Origin of the sequence: Janthinobacterium woesei (assembly GCF_051380875.1) — a bacterium.
In the GTDB taxonomy this organism is placed as follows: Bacteria; Pseudomonadota; Gammaproteobacteria; order Burkholderiales; family Burkholderiaceae_D; genus Janthinobacterium.
Genome location: NZ_JBNYXW010000001.1, coordinates 305,128 through 323,224, shown reverse-complemented (window position 1 = coordinate 323,224; position 18,097 = coordinate 305,128). Strand labels below are relative to the sequence as shown.

At 62.6% G+C, this 18,097-nt stretch carries 15 protein-coding genes; 7 read left to right on the top strand and 8 right to left on the bottom strand.

Going from position 1 to position 18,097, the window contains the following annotated elements; translation table 11 throughout:
- Positions 1 to 6: 6 nt before the first annotated feature.
- From ACQ4W6_RS01470 to ACQ4W6_RS01460, 3 genes are all read right to left on the bottom strand, one after another.
- On the bottom strand, positions 7 to 423 hold the full coding sequence (locus tag ACQ4W6_RS01470) for an SRPBCC family protein (RefSeq protein ID WP_436565403.1): 417 nt from the start codon (positions 421 to 423) through the stop codon (positions 7 to 9).
- Positions 424 to 575: 152 nt separating this feature from the next.
- Positions 576 to 1,274 carry a dienelactone hydrolase family protein gene (locus ACQ4W6_RS01465; protein WP_436565402.1) on the bottom strand — a complete coding sequence of 233 codons (699 nt, stop codon included), beginning with the start codon at positions 1,272 to 1,274 and terminating at the stop codon, positions 576 to 578.
- 126 nt (positions 1,275 to 1,400) lie between these two features.
- Positions 1,401 to 4,523 (bottom strand): DUF6701 domain-containing protein, encoded by a 3,123-nt coding sequence (locus tag ACQ4W6_RS01460; protein WP_436565401.1) that lies wholly within the window; start codon positions 4,521 to 4,523, stop codon positions 1,401 to 1,403.
- Between the two features lie 115 nt (positions 4,524 to 4,638).
- Between ACQ4W6_RS01460 and ACQ4W6_RS01455 the strand changes: the two genes are divergently transcribed.
- Positions 4,639 to 5,643 (top strand): GlxA family transcriptional regulator, encoded by a 1,005-nt coding sequence (locus ACQ4W6_RS01455; RefSeq protein ID WP_436565400.1) that lies wholly within the window; start codon positions 4,639 to 4,641, stop codon positions 5,641 to 5,643.
- 17 nt (positions 5,644 to 5,660) lie between these two features.
- On the opposite strand, the gene ACQ4W6_RS01450 is transcribed toward ACQ4W6_RS01455, so the two are convergent.
- Positions 5,661 to 5,894 carry a hypothetical protein gene (locus tag ACQ4W6_RS01450; protein ID WP_436565399.1) on the bottom strand — a complete coding sequence of 78 codons (234 nt, stop codon included), beginning with the start codon at positions 5,892 to 5,894 and terminating at the stop codon, positions 5,661 to 5,663.
- A gap of 123 nt (positions 5,895 to 6,017) precedes the next feature.
- Positions 6,018 to 7,124, bottom strand: coding sequence for an S-(hydroxymethyl)glutathione dehydrogenase/class III alcohol dehydrogenase (locus tag ACQ4W6_RS01445; protein WP_436565398.1), 1,107 nt, complete (start codon positions 7,122 to 7,124; stop codon positions 6,018 to 6,020).
- 284 nt (positions 7,125 to 7,408) lie between these two features.
- Between ACQ4W6_RS01445 and ACQ4W6_RS01440 the strand changes: the two genes are divergently transcribed.
- Positions 7,409 to 8,875 carry a PQQ-dependent sugar dehydrogenase gene (locus tag ACQ4W6_RS01440; RefSeq protein WP_436565397.1) on the top strand — a complete coding sequence of 489 codons (1,467 nt, stop codon included), beginning with the start codon at positions 7,409 to 7,411 and terminating at the stop codon, positions 8,873 to 8,875.
- Between the two features lie 127 nt (positions 8,876 to 9,002).
- Positions 9,003 to 9,446: a thioesterase family protein gene (locus tag ACQ4W6_RS01435; protein WP_436565396.1), complete on the top strand. Its 444-nt coding sequence runs from the start codon at positions 9,003 to 9,005 to the stop codon at positions 9,444 to 9,446.
- An 88-nt stretch (positions 9,447 to 9,534) separates the two neighbouring features.
- Here the strand turns inward: ACQ4W6_RS01435 and ACQ4W6_RS01430 are convergent, their stop codons facing one another.
- A complete protein-coding gene (locus ACQ4W6_RS01430; RefSeq protein WP_436565395.1) occupies positions 9,535 to 10,080 on the bottom strand; it encodes a DUF3016 domain-containing protein in 546 nt (181 codons plus the stop codon).
- A gap of 148 nt (positions 10,081 to 10,228) precedes the next feature.
- Positions 10,229 to 10,732, bottom strand: coding sequence for a DUF3016 domain-containing protein (locus ACQ4W6_RS01425; RefSeq protein WP_436565394.1), 504 nt, complete (start codon positions 10,730 to 10,732; stop codon positions 10,229 to 10,231).
- Positions 10,733 to 11,167: 435 nt separating this feature from the next.
- Here ACQ4W6_RS01425 and ACQ4W6_RS01420 point away from each other — a divergent pair, with 435 nt between their 5' ends.
- Positions 11,168 to 12,673: a DUF3369 domain-containing protein gene (locus ACQ4W6_RS01420; RefSeq protein WP_436565393.1), complete on the top strand. Its 1,506-nt coding sequence runs from the start codon at positions 11,168 to 11,170 to the stop codon at positions 12,671 to 12,673.
- Here ACQ4W6_RS01420 and ACQ4W6_RS01415 read toward each other — a convergent pair.
- Positions 12,670 to 14,613 (bottom strand): GAF domain-containing sensor histidine kinase, encoded by a 1,944-nt coding sequence (locus ACQ4W6_RS01415; protein ID WP_436565392.1) that lies wholly within the window; start codon positions 14,611 to 14,613, stop codon positions 12,670 to 12,672. The two genes, ACQ4W6_RS01420 and ACQ4W6_RS01415, sit on opposite strands and share 4 nt — an antisense overlap.
- Before the next feature lie 181 nt (positions 14,614 to 14,794).
- On the opposite strand from ACQ4W6_RS01415, the gene ACQ4W6_RS01410 reads away from it, so the two are divergent.
- The 3 genes from ACQ4W6_RS01410 to ACQ4W6_RS01400 all read left to right on the top strand — a co-directional run bounded on the left by ACQ4W6_RS01410 (position 14,795) and on the right by ACQ4W6_RS01400 (position 18,094).
- Positions 14,795 to 16,342, top strand: a complete 1,548-nt coding sequence (locus ACQ4W6_RS01410) for a C13 family peptidase (protein WP_436565391.1) — start codon at positions 14,795 to 14,797, stop codon at positions 16,340 to 16,342.
- A 48-nt stretch (positions 16,343 to 16,390) separates the two neighbouring features.
- Positions 16,391 to 16,750, top strand: a complete 360-nt coding sequence (czcI, locus tag ACQ4W6_RS01405; protein ID WP_436565390.1) for a cation efflux protein, CzcI family — start codon at positions 16,391 to 16,393, stop codon at positions 16,748 to 16,750.
- Between the two features lie 105 nt (positions 16,751 to 16,855).
- A complete protein-coding gene (locus ACQ4W6_RS01400; protein WP_436565389.1) occupies positions 16,856 to 18,094 on the top strand; it encodes a TolC family protein in 1,239 nt (412 codons plus the stop codon).
- Positions 18,095 to 18,097: the final 3 nt, after the last annotated feature.

The window sequence follows — 18,097 nt, the reverse complement described above, 5'->3', positions numbered from 1 at the left end:
ATGCATTTAAATCGCCATGATGCGCTTGAGGTCGACAAACGCCGTTTCGTACAAGTGCTGGAAAGCACCAATCATGACCTCTTCCACGCCTTCGGCCGCATCGAATTCGCTCGACCATTCGGCCACGCACGAGGCGGCGCCCGGTTCGCCCGTGACGCGCAGGGTGGAGCGGTAATTCTTGACGGGGATCTGGCCCGAGACGATGGTGTAGCTGTAGCTCTTGTCCGCCTCGCTGTAGCTTTGCAGGCGTTCGGCGATGATGGCGCCGTCCGTGGTTTTCAGGCGGCGCACGCGGCCGCCATGTTCGGACAGGCTGGTCTTGATCGAACTCGACCATTCTGCCAGCGACTGGAAGCCGCCGATAAAATCCCACACGCGTTCGGCGCTTGCCGCCAATGTTACAGAAACAATTACTTGGGCCATCTTTTACTCGGTTCCTCATCCAGGTTTGCCGGGCATCGCGCCCGGCCGGCCGGAGTTGCCCGGCACAGCCGCTATTTTAGCGCCCATGCGGCTTTGCTGCTGGGCGGGCATCGGCATGGACATCGGCGGCGATCCTGCCTGGCGGGGAGTTCTTACAAATTTTCCGCCAGGAAAATCAAGGAATTGCCATGCGCCAGGGCGGCGGCGCGCTGCTGGTAGCTGTCGCGGTGGGTGCAGTTGAAACCGTGCTCGGCGTCCGGGTACACATGGATTTCCACATCTTGCGTGTCCTCGAAACGCGTGGCGATCTTTTGCACGGCGTCCAGCGGGATATGGCTGTCCTGGCTGCCGAAATGCATCAGCAGCGGCACCTTGATCTGCTCGGCCAGGTCCAGCTTGTTCTGGATGCCCCCGCCGTAATAGGCAATCGCCGCGTCGACCAGGCCGGCCGCAGCCGCCTGATACGACAAACGCCCGCCGAAGCAGTAACCTACCGATGCCAGCTTGCCTGTCACTTCCGGGCGCGCGCGCAGGGCCGCGACGGTGGCCTTGATATCGCTCAATGCATGTTCATTGTCAGTGGCCTGCATTAGCTCGACGGCGCGCTTCCAGCCCGCCTCATCATAGCCCAGCTCGATGTGCGCGCCGGCGCGCCAGAACAGGTCGGGCACCAGCACCACATAGCCATCGGCCGCGTACTGGTCGGCCACGGCGCGGATGTGCTCGTTGACGCCAAAAATTTCCTGCAACAGGATGATGGCGGGGCCCTTGCCCACATGCGGCACGGCCAGGTAAGCCTGGAAGCTGCCGTCCGGGCCGGCGATATCGATCCACTGCGAAGTTGTGCTCATAGAGACTCCAGTCTGAGGTTGGGGGAAATCGGGGAATGCCACAGCAAGGCATGTTACTGGTTTTTCGCCCTTCCCGTGCCCGCCCTGCTCCGTCCTGCCTCAATACCCTGCCTCAATACCCCTACATCAATACATCTCGCGCAGGTAAATCACGGGGCCGGACTTGAACACGCCAAAGACGACGGTGCCGACCGTGCTGGGCAGGTATGCATGTTTACCCACGGAAACGTCGACGCTGCCGGCCTTGCCGGCGCCGGGCGCCAGCAGAGTCAGGCGATTGCTCTGCGACAATACGCCATTGACAACGGTGTACGTGCCATCGGCCACTGCCAGCGCGCTACAGACCAGTGTTTTCTTGCAATTGGACAACACCACATCGGCCTTGCTGAAAGCGCTGACGCTGTCGGCCAGGTTGCTGGCCCAGGCCTTGCCATTCCAGTATTGCGCCTGCACCGACAAGCGCACCGGATAGCGCTCCGAACCATAGTCGTTCGGCACCATCCATCGCCCCGCCAGCACGGTCAGCTTACCTTCCTGGCCGAACCCTGCCGACGTGGCGCTGATCCCTTGATAGCTGCTCGATGCGCGCAACAGCACGTCGGTGGGCGCTATCTGCACCGCTACGCCATTGGCACCGGGAAAGCGGTAAGCGATCGCGGCGCTGGCCACGCCCAGCGCAAATGCCTTCGGATCAATACTGGTGAACGTGGTTTGCGCGCTGCTGCCGTCCGTCAGGCGGCTACCGGCCGGGTCCTTGGGCGGAAACAGTTGTGTACCCTGCGCCGCATCCCAGCCCTGTAATTGCACGGGCACTATGTAGCTCGTCTCCCGGCCGTCAAAATTGAGCGTCGTGCCGCCATTCAGGTTCTGCGCCGTCACGCGCAAGCCGAACGGCTGCCCGGAATATGCATACACGCCATCGGGCGCCACGCCAACGACGCAATTCATTGCCTTCAGGCACGGCGCGGCAAGGTTCTTGTCGTTCTTGACGATGATCTCCGTCGTGTAATGGTGCGGCAAGTATTGCACGGCGCCACTGTCACCAGTCGCCGGCAAGGCGGGCAATGTGGCGCCCAGGTAAGTGGCGATGCTGGCCGTAAACCTGAGCATGCCCACTTCCGGCCAGCTCAGGTTCGTCGCCGTGCCAACGCCATTGGCAAATGTCACACTGCCCGTCACGGGCGGTTTGCTGGTGCCGGCAAACGTGGGCGCATCTACCGTGGGGCTCAGCACCAGCGTCGGCGGCGGCGATTCGCGGCCAAAGTTGCGCGTCACCGTTTTGTTATCGGCAGCCAGGGCCGTGACAGTGATGCTGGTGGCCGGCGCCAGGGGCACCACGGCCACGCCCGCCTGCTGCGGCGTGGCGATGGCGCTGAAAGTGAAATATTTTGGCCCCACGATGACGCTGCCGCTGCCCGTCATCGTCAAGCCATTGTCGCTGCCGCTGCTCGACGCATAGGTGGCGCTCAAGCCCAGCGCACCCGCATCGGCGTACTGCATGTTCGGCGTGGCCAGGCCATTCGCATCGAAGGCCAGCTGGACATTGGCCCCGGCAGCACTGCAGGCGCTGCCGGCATTCGCAGCCAGCGGCACATAGCTGCCATTTTGCCCCTGTATGCGCGCCGGCAAGGTGCCAGTGCTCGGGTTGGCATAGCTGCATCTGAGGGTCAGCGTCTTGCTTAGCCCCGCAAACAGGGGCACGCAGGCGCGCGGATTCGATGGCGATGCCTGCAGGGCACTGATCGATATCTTGCCCTCCTCTTCGGCATAGCGGGGCGCGCCGCTGACCTGCAGCGCGCTGGTCACAAATGCCATCTGGCAATTGGTGAGGCTGTTGTCGATGCTGCTTCTGCACACCAGCGCGCCCGTGGTGGCCGGCGTGCTGCTCAAGCCCAGCAGTACATTGCTGGCGGCCGTCGTCTGCGCCACGCTGGACACGACCATGCCCGTGGGCGGCTGGACGCTGTTCATTTGCGCCGTCGCGCCGCCCGGTGTCAGGGTCACTTGCGCCGCGCCCGTGTAGACGCTGCTGCAGGCGGCGTCGGCACAGGCCGTGACGGTCACGGGTGCCGCCGCGCACGTCAGCGCCGTGGGCGGATGCGTGATCTGGAAGTGGTGCGCCCCACCCTGCGTGCTGGGGCCACATTTTGGTCCCTCCGGCTCGCTGAAGGTCCAGCCGCTGTTATTCGTCACACAACTGCACGGGTTCGACGGCGTGTATGCCTTGCAGGTAATGGTCTGCTGCACCCGGCCTTTGGAACCCAGCGTGATGTGGTCGACCAGGGCGTTGCCCGTGATATACGCGTTGGCAGCCTCCAGTGTGACATTGCCGCCCTCTACGTTGCCATCGATGCCATTCCCGGACGAAACGGTCAGCGTCTTCGACGCCTTCACATCGCCCGTGACGAGCAGGCCGGAGGCCTTCAGGTCGATGCTGGGCGACGTCAGGTTGCCCGTCACCTGGCTGCCGGAACCGATGGTGAGCGAGGTGCTGGCCGTGATGTTGCCCTGTACCTCGCTCTTGGCGGGGTCGATACTGACGATAGGCGCCGTCGTGTTGCCCTTCAGGCTGCTGCTTGAGCCCAGGCTGAACGATTTGCTGGCCGTCACGTCGCCCGTGATCGCCACGTTGGAACTGGTCGTCACAGTGGCGCCACTGATGGGGCCCGAGATGGTCGAGTTGGAACCGATGCTCACGCTATCGGCGGCCTTGATGCTGCCCGTGATCGTGACCTTGGAGTTGGTCGTCACAGTGGCGCCGCTGATGGCGCCGTTCAAGGTCGAGCCGGAGGAAATGTCGATGCCGCCCGTGGCCGTGATATTGCCGGTGATCTTGACTGCCGTGCCGCCCAGGGTGACGGACGCGGCCGAAATATCGGCCACGATGGCACTGCCGCCCTGCGAACCGAGCTTGAAGCTGCCACCCTTGGAAATGATGCTGCCGCCCGTGACCTTCAGGTTCGGCGTATTGATATTGCTGAAGTCAATATTGCCATTCACCGTCAGGGACGCCATGCCACTCATGGCAAATGACTGGTTGTAGTCCAGCGTGACACTGCTGTTGACCGTCACGCCATAACCACTGGCAATGGTAATGGCATCGGACGAATTGAAGGCGGCACAGGTATACAGGTTGTTCGCGCGGGAACAGCCGGTGACGTCGCCACCATTGAAATTGACGTTGGCCGCCTGGGCCAGGCCGGTCCACAGCAAGAAGAACAAACCGGCAAGGAAAGTGTATGGGCGCACGATGTCCAGGAATCTGATGAGTGGGATGCCAGCGGGCGCGTGGATTATTCCATGCTAATCTACACACTCGCTGTTATTGCATTATGGCAGTATTTTTCACCCTCGCGCACATCGCATGATCAAGCAAATCCCCAAACAATTTCCCCTGCGCACCGTCGACATCATCGTCTACCCGGGCTTCAAGGCGCTCGAAGCCATTGGCGCCATGAAAGTGTTTGACTACGCCAACACCCATTTGCGCCTGCGCAATCTGCCCGGCGGCTACGACGTGCGCATCGCCTCGACGGCCATCGGCCCGGTCGAGTCAGACACGCTGATGTCGCTGCACGCGAGCAAGGCGCTCGATGCCAGCAGGCTGCCCGACCTGGCCGTCATCGTCGGCTGCCACCACGTCGAGCAAGTCTTGCACGACATCCCCGCCCTCGCTGCCTGGGTGGCCGAGGCGGCGCCGCGCATCGATACCCTGGCGGCCCTGTGCACGGGCTGCTTCTTCCTCGCCGAGGCGGGCGTGCTCGACGGCAAGAGCGCCGCCACGCACTGGAGCGCCGTGGACAGCCTGCGCCAGCGCTACCCATTGATACACGTCAATGCCGATGCGATTTTCGTGCGGGAAGGAAAATTCTGGACCTCGGCAGGCGTGACGGCCGGCATCGACCTGGCGCTGGCGCTGGTGGAAGACGATTTCAGCCGCGATATTGCACTGGAAGTGGCGCGCGACCTGGTGGTATACCTGAAGCGGCCCGGCGGCCAGTCGCAGTTTTCCGTGCACCTGTCGAGCCAGATGACCACGCATCCGACGATACGCCAGTTGCAGGGCTGGATCATGGAACACCTGGGAGACGAACTGGGCGTGCCCTTGCTGGCGGCCAGGCTGGCCATGAGCGAGCGCAATTTTACGCGCGTTTTCCAGCGCGAAACGGGCTCCAGCCCCACGGAATTCATCGAAACGGCCCGCTTCGAAGTGGCGCGCCGCTTGCTGGAAGACAATGTATCGTCACTGAAACAAGTTGCCGCGCAAGCGGGCTTGCATAGCGAGGAAAGGCTGCGCCGTCTGTTCCAGAAGAAACTCGCCATCACGCCACGCGACTACCGCGAGCGCTTTTCCAGCACCGCGCGCTAGGAGCCACGCGGCGAGAATCAGCGCGACTTGCTGCTGCGCGCGTGGCGCGTGGCCAGTTGCTGGCGCTGCCAGGCCAGCGGCGTAAACATCAGTGCGCACAGCAAATACGTGGCCAGCAGCCCCAGCCAGATGACAGGTGCGGCCAGGATGGCGGCATTGCTCCACCACAGCGCCAGCAGGGATGACAAGGCCCCTCCGATAAAAACGGGCAGCATGCGGCGCAAGGTGGCGAGATAGGCAGTGGCAAACATGGACGGCTCCCAAGGCAAGGCAGTGATACCTTCACACTAGCAGGGGTGCAAGCCGAAGTACAGCATACGCATCGCCCTGCCCGCCAAGTGTTGCGCAATGAGTACAGAGCGTCATGACAGAGCCTAGTACAGAACCACGGAACGGATCGATTCGCCGCTCTTCATCAGGTCGAAACCTTGATTGATATCATCGAGCTTCAGGCGATGCGTGATCAAATCATCGATATTGAGCTTGCCTTCCATATACCAGTCGACGATCTTCGGCACGTCCGTGCGTCCGCGTGCGCCGCCGAAAGCCGAACCGCGCCATTCGCGCCCTGTCACCAACTGGAACGGACGCGTGGAAATTTCCTGGCCGGCCGCCGCCACGCCGATGATGAAGGACTTGCCCCAGCCTTTATGCGTGCACTCGAGCGCCTGGCGCATCAGGGTCGTGTTGCCGACGCATTCAAAACTGTAATCGGCGCCGCCGTCGGTCAGTTGCACGATGGCATCGACGACGTTTTCCACTTCGTTCGGGTTGATGAAGTGCGTCATGCCGAACTTGCGCGCGATGGCGTGGCGCGCCGGGTTGATGTCGACGCCGATGATTTTATCCGCACCGACCATCTTCGCTGCCTGGATCACATTCAGGCCGATGCCGCCCAGGCCAAACACCACCACATTGGCGCCCGCCTCGACCTTGGCCGAAAACAGCACGGCGCCCACGCCCGTCGTCACGCCGCAGCCGATGTAGCAGACCTTGTCGAACGGCGCATCTTCACGGATCTTTGCGAGAGCAATTTCCGGCACCACGATATAGTTGGAAAACGTGGAGGTGCCCATGTAGTGGAATAGCGGCTGGCCATCGAGCGAAAAGCGCGAAGTCGCATCCGGCATCAGGCCGCGGCCCTGCGTCGAGCGGATGGCCTGGCACAGATTGGTCTTTTGCGACAGGCAGAACTTGCACTGGCGGCATTCCGGCGTGTACAGCGGGATGACGTGGTCATCCTTTTTCAAGGTCGTCACGCCCGGGCCCACGTCGACGACGATGCCGGCGCCTTCATGGCCGAGGATGGCGGGGAAGATGCCTTCCGGATCGGCGCCGGAGAGGGTGTAGTAATCGGTGTGGCAAATGCCGGTGGCTTTCAGCTCGACCAATACCTCACCCTCGCGCGGGCCGGCCAAGTCGACTTCTTCGATCGTCAACGGGGCGCCCGCCTTCCATGCAATCGCGGCTTTGGTTTTCATGTGCTTTCTTCCTGCTCGGTTTCAGATGCGCCATTATCGGGCGCCTGCGGGCGCTGCGGCGAAAGCGCAAGCGCGCTTGTCTGAAAACGCGGCGCATTTGTCCGATGGCGTCTAGCGTGCAGCAGCGCACGGAAGCGCCCCGCGCCAGGGGCGTATGCTGGCGCCAGCGTGATGTTCGCTTGCGCCAGCTCAATTGTGCCGGCACAAAAACGCGCACGCCAAACACAAGACCGACCGTATAGCCTCGCCCCGCCGTCGTTTCGTCATTTGTGCAGGAGACTGACATGCGCCATCCACTACGCCAACTATCCCACACCTGGACGGCCTTGCTGCTGGCATGCTGCCTGGCCCTGCTTGCCGCCTGTGGCAGCGGCCACGACGACAACGGCCCACCCGGCGCCAGCAGCGGCAGCCTGAACATCACCATCGGCGGCTTGCCGGCCGGCGTGGCCGCTGCCGTCACGGTGAGCGGCCCCGCGTCCTACAGCAAGTCACTGACGGCTTCCAGCACCCTCGACGCCCTGGCGCCCGGCGCCTACACGCTAGTCGCCGCCAGCGTGCTACAAGGGACAGGCACGGGCAGCCTGGCGCCCACGCCCGTGACGCAGCAGGTGCAGGTCAGCGCCGGGGCGACGGCCAGCGCCAGCGTCACCTATGCGGCCAGCGCGCCACTGGCCCTGGCCCTGCAGGAAGTGGCCACGGGCCTGGATGCGCCCATCTTCCTGACGGCGCCGCCCGGCGACAGCCGTTTGTTCATTCTCGAGCGCGCCGGGCGCATCCGCGTGGTACAAAACGGCAGCTTGCTGGCCACGCCCTTCCTCGACATCAGCGCGCTCACCACCACCAGCGGCGAGCGGGGCTTGCTGTCGCTGGCCTTCCACCCGCAATACGCCAGCAATGGCTATTTCTTCCTCTATTACACCAACCTGGCCGGTGATATCGTCATCGAGCGGCGGCAAGTGTCGGCCGGCAACGCCAACCTGGCCGATCCACTCTCCGCGCTGACCATCCTCAGCATTGCCCACCCCACGTTCAGCAACCACTATGGGGGCCTGCTGAGCTTTGGCCCGGACGGCTACCTGTATGCGGGCACGGGCGACGGCGGCAGCGCGGGCGACCCTTCCGGCAATGCGCAAAATACGCAGGTGCTGCTGGGTAAGTTGCTGCGCCTGGACGTCAACGCCAGTAGCGTGGCCCAGCCTTACGCCATTCCGCCAAGCAACCCCTTTGCCGGCACGGCGGGCGGGCGCGCGGAAATCTGGGCATACGGTCTGCGCAACCCCTGGCGCTACGCCTTCGACGTGCCGGCCCAATTGCTGTATATCGCCGATGTGGGGCAAGCCAAGCTGGAAGAGGTCAATGTGCGCCCTGTGGGTCAGGCAGGCAACAACTATGGCTGGAACATCATGGAAGGCACGCAGTGCTACAACAGCGGCAGTGGCAGCTGCAACCAGGCGGGCCTGCTCCTGCCCGCCATCGAGTACGGCCACGACAGCGCGGGCGGCTGCTCGATCACGGGCGGCTATGTGTATCGCGGCACGGCCTTGCCGGAACTGGCGGGGCAGTACCTGTATTCCGATTACTGCAGCGGCTGGCTGAAAAGTTTCAGCTACAGCAATGGCGCGGCGTCCGGCGTGACGGACTGGGGCATCACGAACGTGGGCAATATCGTGTCGTTCGGCCAGGATGCGCAAAACGCGCTGTACATGCTGAGCGGCACGGGCAAGGTATACCGGATCGTGCACAAATAGTGTGCAAATAGGCGCCCAGGCAAGACCTGCCGCGCACGCCTGCCGAGGATTTTTTCGACGGCGCGCGGGGAACCGGCTAGAATTGGTTTTTTCCGCCGCGCCCCGCGCCCCAGCTCAAGAGAACACCATGGCCCGTTTGAAACTTGAATTTCCTGAAGACCAGTACTGCTATTCCTCGCAACTGACGGTACGCACCACGGACATCAATGCCGGCAACCATCTCGGCAACGATTCCATGATTTCCATGATTTCCGAGGCGCGCGCACGCTTCCTGTTTGAATTTGGCGTGCGCGACATCGAAACGGACGGCACCGGCATCATCGTCACCGACCTGGCCACCACCTACCGAGCAGAAGCGCATGCGCGCGACCAGTTGCTGTTCGAAGTGGGCGTCATGGATTTCAACAAGTATGGCGGCGACATCACCTTCCGCATCACGCGTCCACGCGACAATGCCCTGATCGCGATGGCCAAGTCCGGCTTTGTCTTTTTCAACTACAAGCGCAGCCAGGTGGTGCCCATGCCGGAAGATTTCGGCAGCAAGTTCCCGCAGGTGAACTGGATCGATTAACTGCTTGCTCGGGCTGCGGCAGAACAGCCAGCTGGCGCGGATCGAGCTGGCGTATTTGCGTAAGCTTAATGCCTGTCCTGCTCCCTGATTAATGCCTGCCCCGCACTTCGCGCGGCTGCAGCGAGATGACGGGGCTGCTGCGGCCCTGCGGCAGGACGCCAAAGGTATTTTTGAACCAGTCGTCGATCATCTTCTTTTCATAGCGCAGGGAATCGTTCCTGGAGTAACGGTTGATGCGCTGTAGATAAGACATATCGGACAGCGACGCGTTGCCGCTGGCAATGACCTTGCCATTTTGCTCCAGCGTATAACGCAGACGCATGCGCGGCCAGTCGGCGCGGCCATTCATCACGCGCACATCGAAGGCGCCACGGCGCGCCGGATCTTCGTTGCCAGCCAGGTCGATGTCGGTAATCTCTATCTTGAGTTCCTGGCCTGGCCGCAGACTCTTGCCCAGCCACAAAAAGTGATTGGCCAGCCCGGCCAGCACCTGTTCGCGGTCGCGCGTGCTGAACGGGACATCGGAATAGTGATCGGGCTTGTCGAAGTGCACCTGCACTCCGGCCCAGGCGCCGCTGCTGGCCACCAGTGCGAATGCAGCCACCCACGTTTTCGTCGCCTTGGAAATACGCATATCCATCCCTTTCAGAAAGTCACACCCACAGACGTTGCCGCAATACCAGTCATTGCGGCGCCTGTTTTGACTATAGCGGCAAGTGAGAATTTCTGTAGCGCAATAGACATCCTACGCCCAGGATGGTGCCGGCGGCTTGCTTGCCAGCCTATTTGCGCGTTTGGCGCTTCGTCTTGACGCCGAAGGTATTGCTGAACCAGTCGTCGATCATCAATTTTTCATAGCGCAGTTTTTCATTGCTGAAATAACGATTGCTACGGGTCAGGTAAGACATGTCGGACAGGGCCGCATCGCCGCTGCTGATGACTTTGCCATTCTGCTCCAGCACATAGTGCAGGCGGATGCGTGGCCAGTCGACCTGGCCATTCAGGACCCGGATATCATTGCCAAGACGCAGGTTGGGAATTTCACGTCCCGCCAGATCCACGTCAGTAATATCGATTTTCAAATTCTGGCCAGACGGCAGCAATTCGCCCAGTTTCTCGACATGCCTGGTCAATTCCTTCAACACATCTTCACGCTCGCGCGTGTCAAACGGCACATCCGTAAATTGCTCCGGCTGCGTGAAATGCACTTCGGTCGCTGCCCAGGCCGCGCTGCTGGCCAGCAAGGCCAGGCCGGCGACCAGGGCGCGCGTCGTTGTTTTTTGCATGATGTACCCTTTCAGAAATATTGCTGGCATGGGAGCCACTTCTTTTACTTCTTTCTAATATAGCGCCATCCATCCCGTTTCATAGCGCAATTCATATCTTGTTACCTTATTGTTGCCTGCATCGGCGTCCGAGTGCCCGGCGAGTTTTTTGCGATTCATTAGCAATATTAATTAAAACAAAGAATTGTCTTGAACATATAGTTGCCTAAGCGATAAAGTATAGGTAGTGCAATTTAAATAAATTTAAAGTATTTTTTTGACATGCCTGTTGCATGAGTTATGTCACATTCTTGCTTGTTGTCAATACTTGGCCATCAGTCTACAATCGATAAAATGCGCCGGAAAAACGCGCAACGCCAGTAGCGGCGCACGGGAATTCCTGGCGCGGGCGTCTTAGCATTGCGTCAGTTATGCCTTTTAGCGGAACTCGCCCTTATGTCATTTTTGTCTTCAGCATCGCCCAAGTTACCCCCCTGGAAAGTCCTGCTCGTCGACGATGAACCCGACATCCATGACATCACCAAGCTGACACTCAGCCGTTTCCGCCTGGAAGGCCGCGCGCTGAGCTTCGTGCATGCCTACAGCGGCGCCGAAGCCAAGCAGGTGCTGGCGCGCGAATCGGGCATCGCGCTGGTCTTCCTGGACGTCGTGATGGAACGCGAAGACAGCGGCCTGGAAGTGGCGCGCTGGATGCGCGAAGACCTGGGCAACCAGTTCACGCGCATCGTGCTGCGCACGGGCCAGCCGGGCCAGGCGCCGGAAGAGCGCGTGATCGTCAATTACGACATCAACGACTACAAGGAAAAGACCGAACTCGACCGCACCAAGCTGTTTACCACCACCTTTGCCGCCCTGCGCGCCTACCGCGACATCATGAAGGTGGAGGAAGCCCGTCTTGCCCAGCTGCATTACCGCGAAGGCCTGGAACGCGTCATCGCCGCCTCGGCGCATATCTTCAAGCAGCGCAACCTGCGCGACTTCGCCAGCGGCCTGCTGCAGCAAGTCGTCGCCCTGCTGCGCCTGGAAACGAGCATGCTGCTGCGCCTGCGCGGCGCCAGCGCCATCTCGGGCGAGCAGGATTATGAAATCCTCGCGCAAATCGGCGACACGGACGACGGCATCCTCAGCCCTTCCCTGCTGTCACAGCTGGACGATGCCAAGAGCAATAAAATCTCGCGCCTGCATGGCGACACCTATGTCGGCTACTTTCCCAACAGCAGCGGCAAGGCATCCTTGCTGGTCTTGAAGGGCGTGGAAGAAATTTCCGAGCTCGATGCGCAATTGCTGGAGGTATTTTGTTCTGGCGTGGCCATCGCCTTCGACAACATCCTGCTGACGCAGGAAATTACCGACACCCAGGCCGAATTGATCCTGCGCCTGGGCGACGTCGTCGAATCGCGCTCGCACGAAGGCGGCAACCACGTGCGCCGCATGGCCGAAGTGTGCCAGTTGCTGGCGCAGGCGTCCGGCATGTCCGAGGAAGAAACCATGGTGCTGCGCCATGCGGCGCCCATGCACGACATCGGCAAGATTTCCACCCCAGACGCCGTGCTGCTCAAACCGGGCAAGCTCGATGCGGCCGAATGGGAAATCATGAAGCAGCATCCGACGGTGGGCATGTCCATCCTCGACGGCTCGCAGCGCCCGCTGCTGAAGGCCGCCGCCGTGATCGCCCACCAACACCACGAAAAATACGATGGCAGCGGCTATCCGCAAGGACTGGTGGGCGAAAACATCCATAAGTACGCGCGCATCGCCGCCGTCGCCGACGTCTTCGACGCGCTGATGCACAAGCGCTGCTACAAAGACGCCTGGCCATTGGCGCGCGTGGTCAGCTACCTGCGCGAAGTGAGCGGCAGCCACCTCGACCCGCAGTATGTGGAGTTGCTGATTACCAACCTGGATGAGGCGCTTGCGCTTAATCAACGTTTCCCTGACTAGGGGCTCTTCGGCTTCAGGGGAAAGCGGATCTTGTAGTGTAGTCCCATGCCCGGCGCGCTGACCACCTTCACCGTGCCGCCCAGCGGGCCCGTCACCAGGTTGTACAGGATGTGGGCGCCCAAGCCGCTGCCGCCCGAGCCCCGTTTCGTCGTGAAAAACGGATCGAACAGCTGGCCCAGGGTGGCGCTATCCATGCCCATGCCATCGTCGCTGTAGTCGAGTTCGAGCATCTCGCCCGCCGTCCTGGCGCTGACCTTGATCTTGCCCGGCTCGCCTTCGGCAAAACCGTGTACCAGTGAATTGACCACCATGTTCGTGACGATCTGCGATATGGCGCCCGGATAGCTGCGCAGCTGCACTTCCCCTGCGCAATCGATTTCCACCTTGATGGGCTTGCCCTTCAGCTTGGGCTGCAGGGAGAGCACGATTTCATCGAGATACTTGCGCAAATTAAAGCTGCGGATGTCATCCGAGGACTGGTCCACGGCCACCTGCTTGAAGCTGCGCACCAGCGCCGCGGCGCGCTGCGTGTTGGTGGTCATGATGCGCAGGGTCTGGTCGATGATGTCGAAAAATTGCTGCAAGCCATCTTCATCGAGCTGGCCGCCCGCCAGGTCTTCGCGCGTCAGTTTCAATTCCTGCACCAGATGGCTGGTGGCGGTGACGCAAATGCCCAGCGGCGTATTGATTTCATGCGCCACGCCGGCCACCAGGCGCCCCAGCGAAGCGAGCTTTTCCTGGCGTACCAGCTCCGACTGCGCCTCTTTCAGCGCGTGCAGCGCGCTGTTCAGCGCCGCGTTCTGCTCTTCCAGCGCTTCCTTGGCGCGGCGCATGGCACTGTCGGCCTGGATGCGGGCCATCGCCACGGCCACGTGGCTGGCCATGAAGGCCAGCACGTCCAGTTCAGCCTGTCCATACACGACGGACGTGTCGTAGCTTTGCACGATGATCACGCCATACTTGCGCTCGCCCAGCAGCATGGGCGCGCCCATCCAGCTGGCAATGCCGACATTGCCCAGCGGCTCATCCATCTCGCCACTGGCCACCAGTGCAGCATAGCCGTCCGCATCGAGCAAGCACGCCTGGCGGCGCGCCAGCACGTAGGAACTCATGCCGATGCCGTAATGAAAGCGTTTCACGGGCGCCTGCGCATCTTTTTCATCGACAAAATACGGGATCGTGATGTCCTTGTTGTCGGGGTGATACAGGGCGATGAGGAAATTCTTGGCCGTCACCAGCTCGCTGATGATGGCGTGCAGGCGCGCATACAGGGTCGTCGCATCGGCCGCCTGCGCCGACAGGTTGGCGATTTCATACAGCGCATGCTGCAGGTTTTCCGCGCGGCGCCGCTCGGCCACCTCGTGCGCCAGCAGGGCCGTGCGCTCCTGCACCGCCTTTTCCAGCCGGTCCATGCTTTGCATGCCTTGCAGGGCGCTCGACACATGCGTGGCGATCAGCGCGAACAGGGCCTGGTCTTCCAGGCTGAAACGGTGCTGCGCGTCATAGCTCTGGATGACGATGGCGCCCAGCACCTGGTGCTGCGGGTCCAGCAGCGGGCAGCCGATCCAGTGCTCGGCCGCCGTGCCGCCGCCCCAGGCGCCACCGCCGATGGCGCGCATGGCGTCGTCGTCGGCCGTCATCACCAGTTGCTTGCGGTTGACGATGACCCAGGCCGTGGGCGACTGCGCGGCGCTGGCCAGGCGCACGCCCACCCCGGCCTCGGGCGCCGCGTCGAACTCGTCGACAAAATACGGGAAATGCACGAGGCCGTCATCGCGGTCGCTCAGCGCCACGTAGAAGTTGGCCGCATACATGATGCGCCCCAGCGCCGCGTGCACGGCTTGCAGGAATACGCTGATATCGCTGCAGGTACTGGCGCGCTGGCCGATCTCCAGCAACACGGTTTGGACGGCTTCCAGGCGGCTGAGACGGCTTTCCATGTATTTACGCTTGCCTTTTGTATATATGTTCTGAAAATCAATATTATCAGTTCAGCCCAGCCTTGGCACGGCATAAACGGAGAAAATTGCCTTGAGGCAGGACAACGCACGCCACGCAAGCATTTGCCACGCTAGCGATACAGTGGCAGACTAGGCCCTCCCTACAGACCAGACCGTCCTCATGACCGCCACGCTCCGCGCCGCCCTTCGTCCCTACACCCTCGCCGCCCTGCTGGCGTTTGCCGCGCTGGGCATGCCGCCGCTGTGCGCCGCGCCGGCAAAGGCGCCGGCGGCGGAGACGGCCGATGGCGGGCGCTACTTTGGTCCACTGGTCGAGGGCAAGATGCAGGGCCAGGGCCGCCTCGAATACGCGAGCGGCGCGTTTTATGCAGGGGGCTTTGCGCGCGGCGTGTTTTCCGGCCAGGGCAAGCTGCGCCAGGCCTCGGGCGTGGAATACGTTGGCGCCTTCCGCCAAGGCGCCTTCGATGGCCCGGGACGCTACACTTCGCCCAAGGGCGAACGCTATGCGGGCAGCTTCATCAAGGGCAGCTTCGAGGGGGAAGGCCGCTTCCAGGGCGCCGATGGCGCCACCTTCGAAGGACACTTCAAGCACTGGCGCCCGCACGGCGCCGGCAAGCTGACCGATACCGACGGCAGCGTCTTTACAGGCCAGTTTGTGCAAGGACAAGTGCTGGGCAAGGCGAAAGTCACCACCAGCGACGGCATCGTCTACGAAGGCGAACTGAAAGACTGGAAGTTCGAGGGCGAAGGCGTCTTGCGCACGGCCGAGGGCGATGAATACCGGGGCAGCTTCAAGAATGGCCAGTTCGAGGGCCACGGCGTGCTGCGCTACGCCGTGGCACAGGCCGATGGCCGGCGCGAAGACAGCGGCAACTGGAGCGAAGGCCAGCTTGACGACCCGGCCGCCGACAAGCTCACGCGCGACAACCTCGAACTGGCCCTGTACAACCAGCGCACCCTGCTCGACGGGGCCTTGGCGCGCATCGCACCGCGCGATCCGGCGAAAAAGATCAATCTGTACCTGCTGGGCGTGGCCGGCGATGGCGCGCAGGAAGTATTTCACCGCGAAACGGCGTTCGTGCAGCGCCAGTTCGACCGCGATTACGACACCGTGGGCCGCTCCCTGATGCTCGTCAATAGCCGCAACACGGTGGCGCAGCAGCCGATGGCCACGCGCACCAGCATCCGCGCCAGCCTGGAATCCTTTGGCGCGAAGATGGACAAGAGCAATGACATCCTGTTCCTCTTCCTCACCAGCCATGGCTCGCCCGAGCACGCACTGGCGCTGGCGCAAAACGGCATGGACTTGCACAGCCTGCCCGCGCAAGAACTGGCAATCATGCTCAAGCACAGCGGCATCCGCTGGAAAGTCATCGTCGTCTCGGCCTGCTATGCGGGCGGCTTCATCGCGCCCTTGAAGGATGACAACACCCTCATCATCACGGCCGCGCGCAGCGACCGCACCTCGTTCGGCTGCGACGACCAGAATGATTTCACCTACTTCAGCGAAGCGTATTTCAAGCAAGCGCTGCCGCAAAGCGCCGGCTTTGCCGAGGCGTTCGAGCAAGCCAGGGTGCTGGTACAGGCGCGTGAAGCGGCCGACTTCCGCGAAGGCGGCATGGACGAGGAAGAACATTCCGAGCCACAACTATTCCAGGGCAAGGCCATCGCCGCCCAGCTGAAAGCCTGGCGCGCCCAGCCGCGCTAAGGCGTGCCAGGGCGCGCTCGCCCGCCTTTCTGTACAATAACCGTCACCATGCGACGATTCTTCCTGTTCCTGCTGCTGTTCGTGCTTCCGCTCCAGATGTCCTGGGCAGCGGCGAGCGCGTATTGCCTGCACGAAGAAGGCAAGGCGGCGCAGCACCTGGGCCACCACAACCACCAGCACAAGGCGGATGCGGAGAAAAAACCAGTTGCCGACACTGAAAAACAATCCAAAGGCCAGCCGCACAGCGACTGCAACGTCTGCCATGGCATCGGCCATGCGTGGCTGCCTGCCGGCTCCAGCCTGCCCGCCGGCGACACGGCTTGCGTGAACGCCGACACCTCGCCCTTCTTTTACGCTTCCCACATCCCGGACGTGCCCAAGCGTCCTGACTGGTCCTCGGCCGCCTAGGCCGACGGGACGTCCCCTTGTTTACTTAGCGCAACGCGCCTGGATAGAACCGGGCGCAGGCCTGCGCGTCCCGTCGAATTCTTTTTCCATGTCCTGGAGAATTCGATGTACCGATCTTTTTATGTCTTACTGCTGTCTGCCGGCCTGCTGGCTGGCAATCTTTCCCATGCGCAAGCGCCTGTGGAGCCTGCCGCTCCCCTGACCTTGGCCGCCGCGCTGCTGCTCGCCGAAGGCGGCAACGCCACCCTGTCGGCCGCCCGCCATGAGCTGGCGGCCCAGGGCGGCGCCCTGCAGCAGGCGCGCGCGCTGCCGAATCCGGAACTGCAAACGCTGCTGGAAGACACGCGCCGCGCCACGCGCAGCACCACCGTGCAGCTCAACCAGTTGATCGAACTGGGCGGCAAGCGGGGTGCGCGCACGGCCGTCGCCCAGCGCGGCGAGGACCTGGCGCAAGCGAGCCTGGCCCTGCAGCAAGCCGACACGCGCGCCTCCATCACCAGCGCCTTTATCGAGGTGCTGGCGGCGCAGGAAGGCTTGCGCCTGGCCGACAGCGCGCAAATCCTGGCCGCGCGCGCCAGCGACATCACGGCACGCCGCGTCACGGCCGGCAAGGCCTCGCCCGTCGAGGAAACGCGTGCCCGCGTCGCCGAGGCCAGCGTCAGGCTGGAACTGAACCTGGCGCGCAGCGCCCTGGCCAGCGCCCGCAAGCGCCTGGCTGCGCTGTGGGGCAATGCCACGCCCCGTTTTACCATCGCAGATGGCCGGCTGGAAACCTTGCCAGAACTGCCCCCCGGCAGCGAACTGGCGGCGCGCTTGCTGCAAGCGCCCGCCGTGCGCCAGGCGCACAGTGCGCTGGCGCAGCGGCAAGCCATGCTCGACGTGGAACAGCGGCGCGCCACGCCCGACGTGACGGTGAGCGTCGGCATGAAGCGTTCGGAAGAACTGGGCCGCAACCAGGCCATCATCGGCCTATCCCTGCCGCTACCGCTGTTCGACCGCAATGCCGGCAACAAGCTCGACGCCCTGCGCCGCAGCGACAAGGCCAGCGATGAGCTGGCCGCCGCCCGCATCGCCGTGGAAACGGCCGTGGCCGCCGCCAGCGAACGCCTGGCCACGGCCAGGCTGGACGTGGAAAGCTTGCGCCGCGACATCTTGCCCGGCGCGCAAAGCGCCTACGACGCGGCCAGCAAGGGCTTTGAATTTGGCAAGTTCGCCTTCCTCGACGTGCTCGACGCCCAGCGCACCTTGCTGCAAGCCAAAAACCAGTACCTGCGCACCCTCACCGAAGCGCACCAGGCCGCCGCCGAAATCGAGCGCCTGCTGGGCACACCAGCTTCCCTGTAAGGA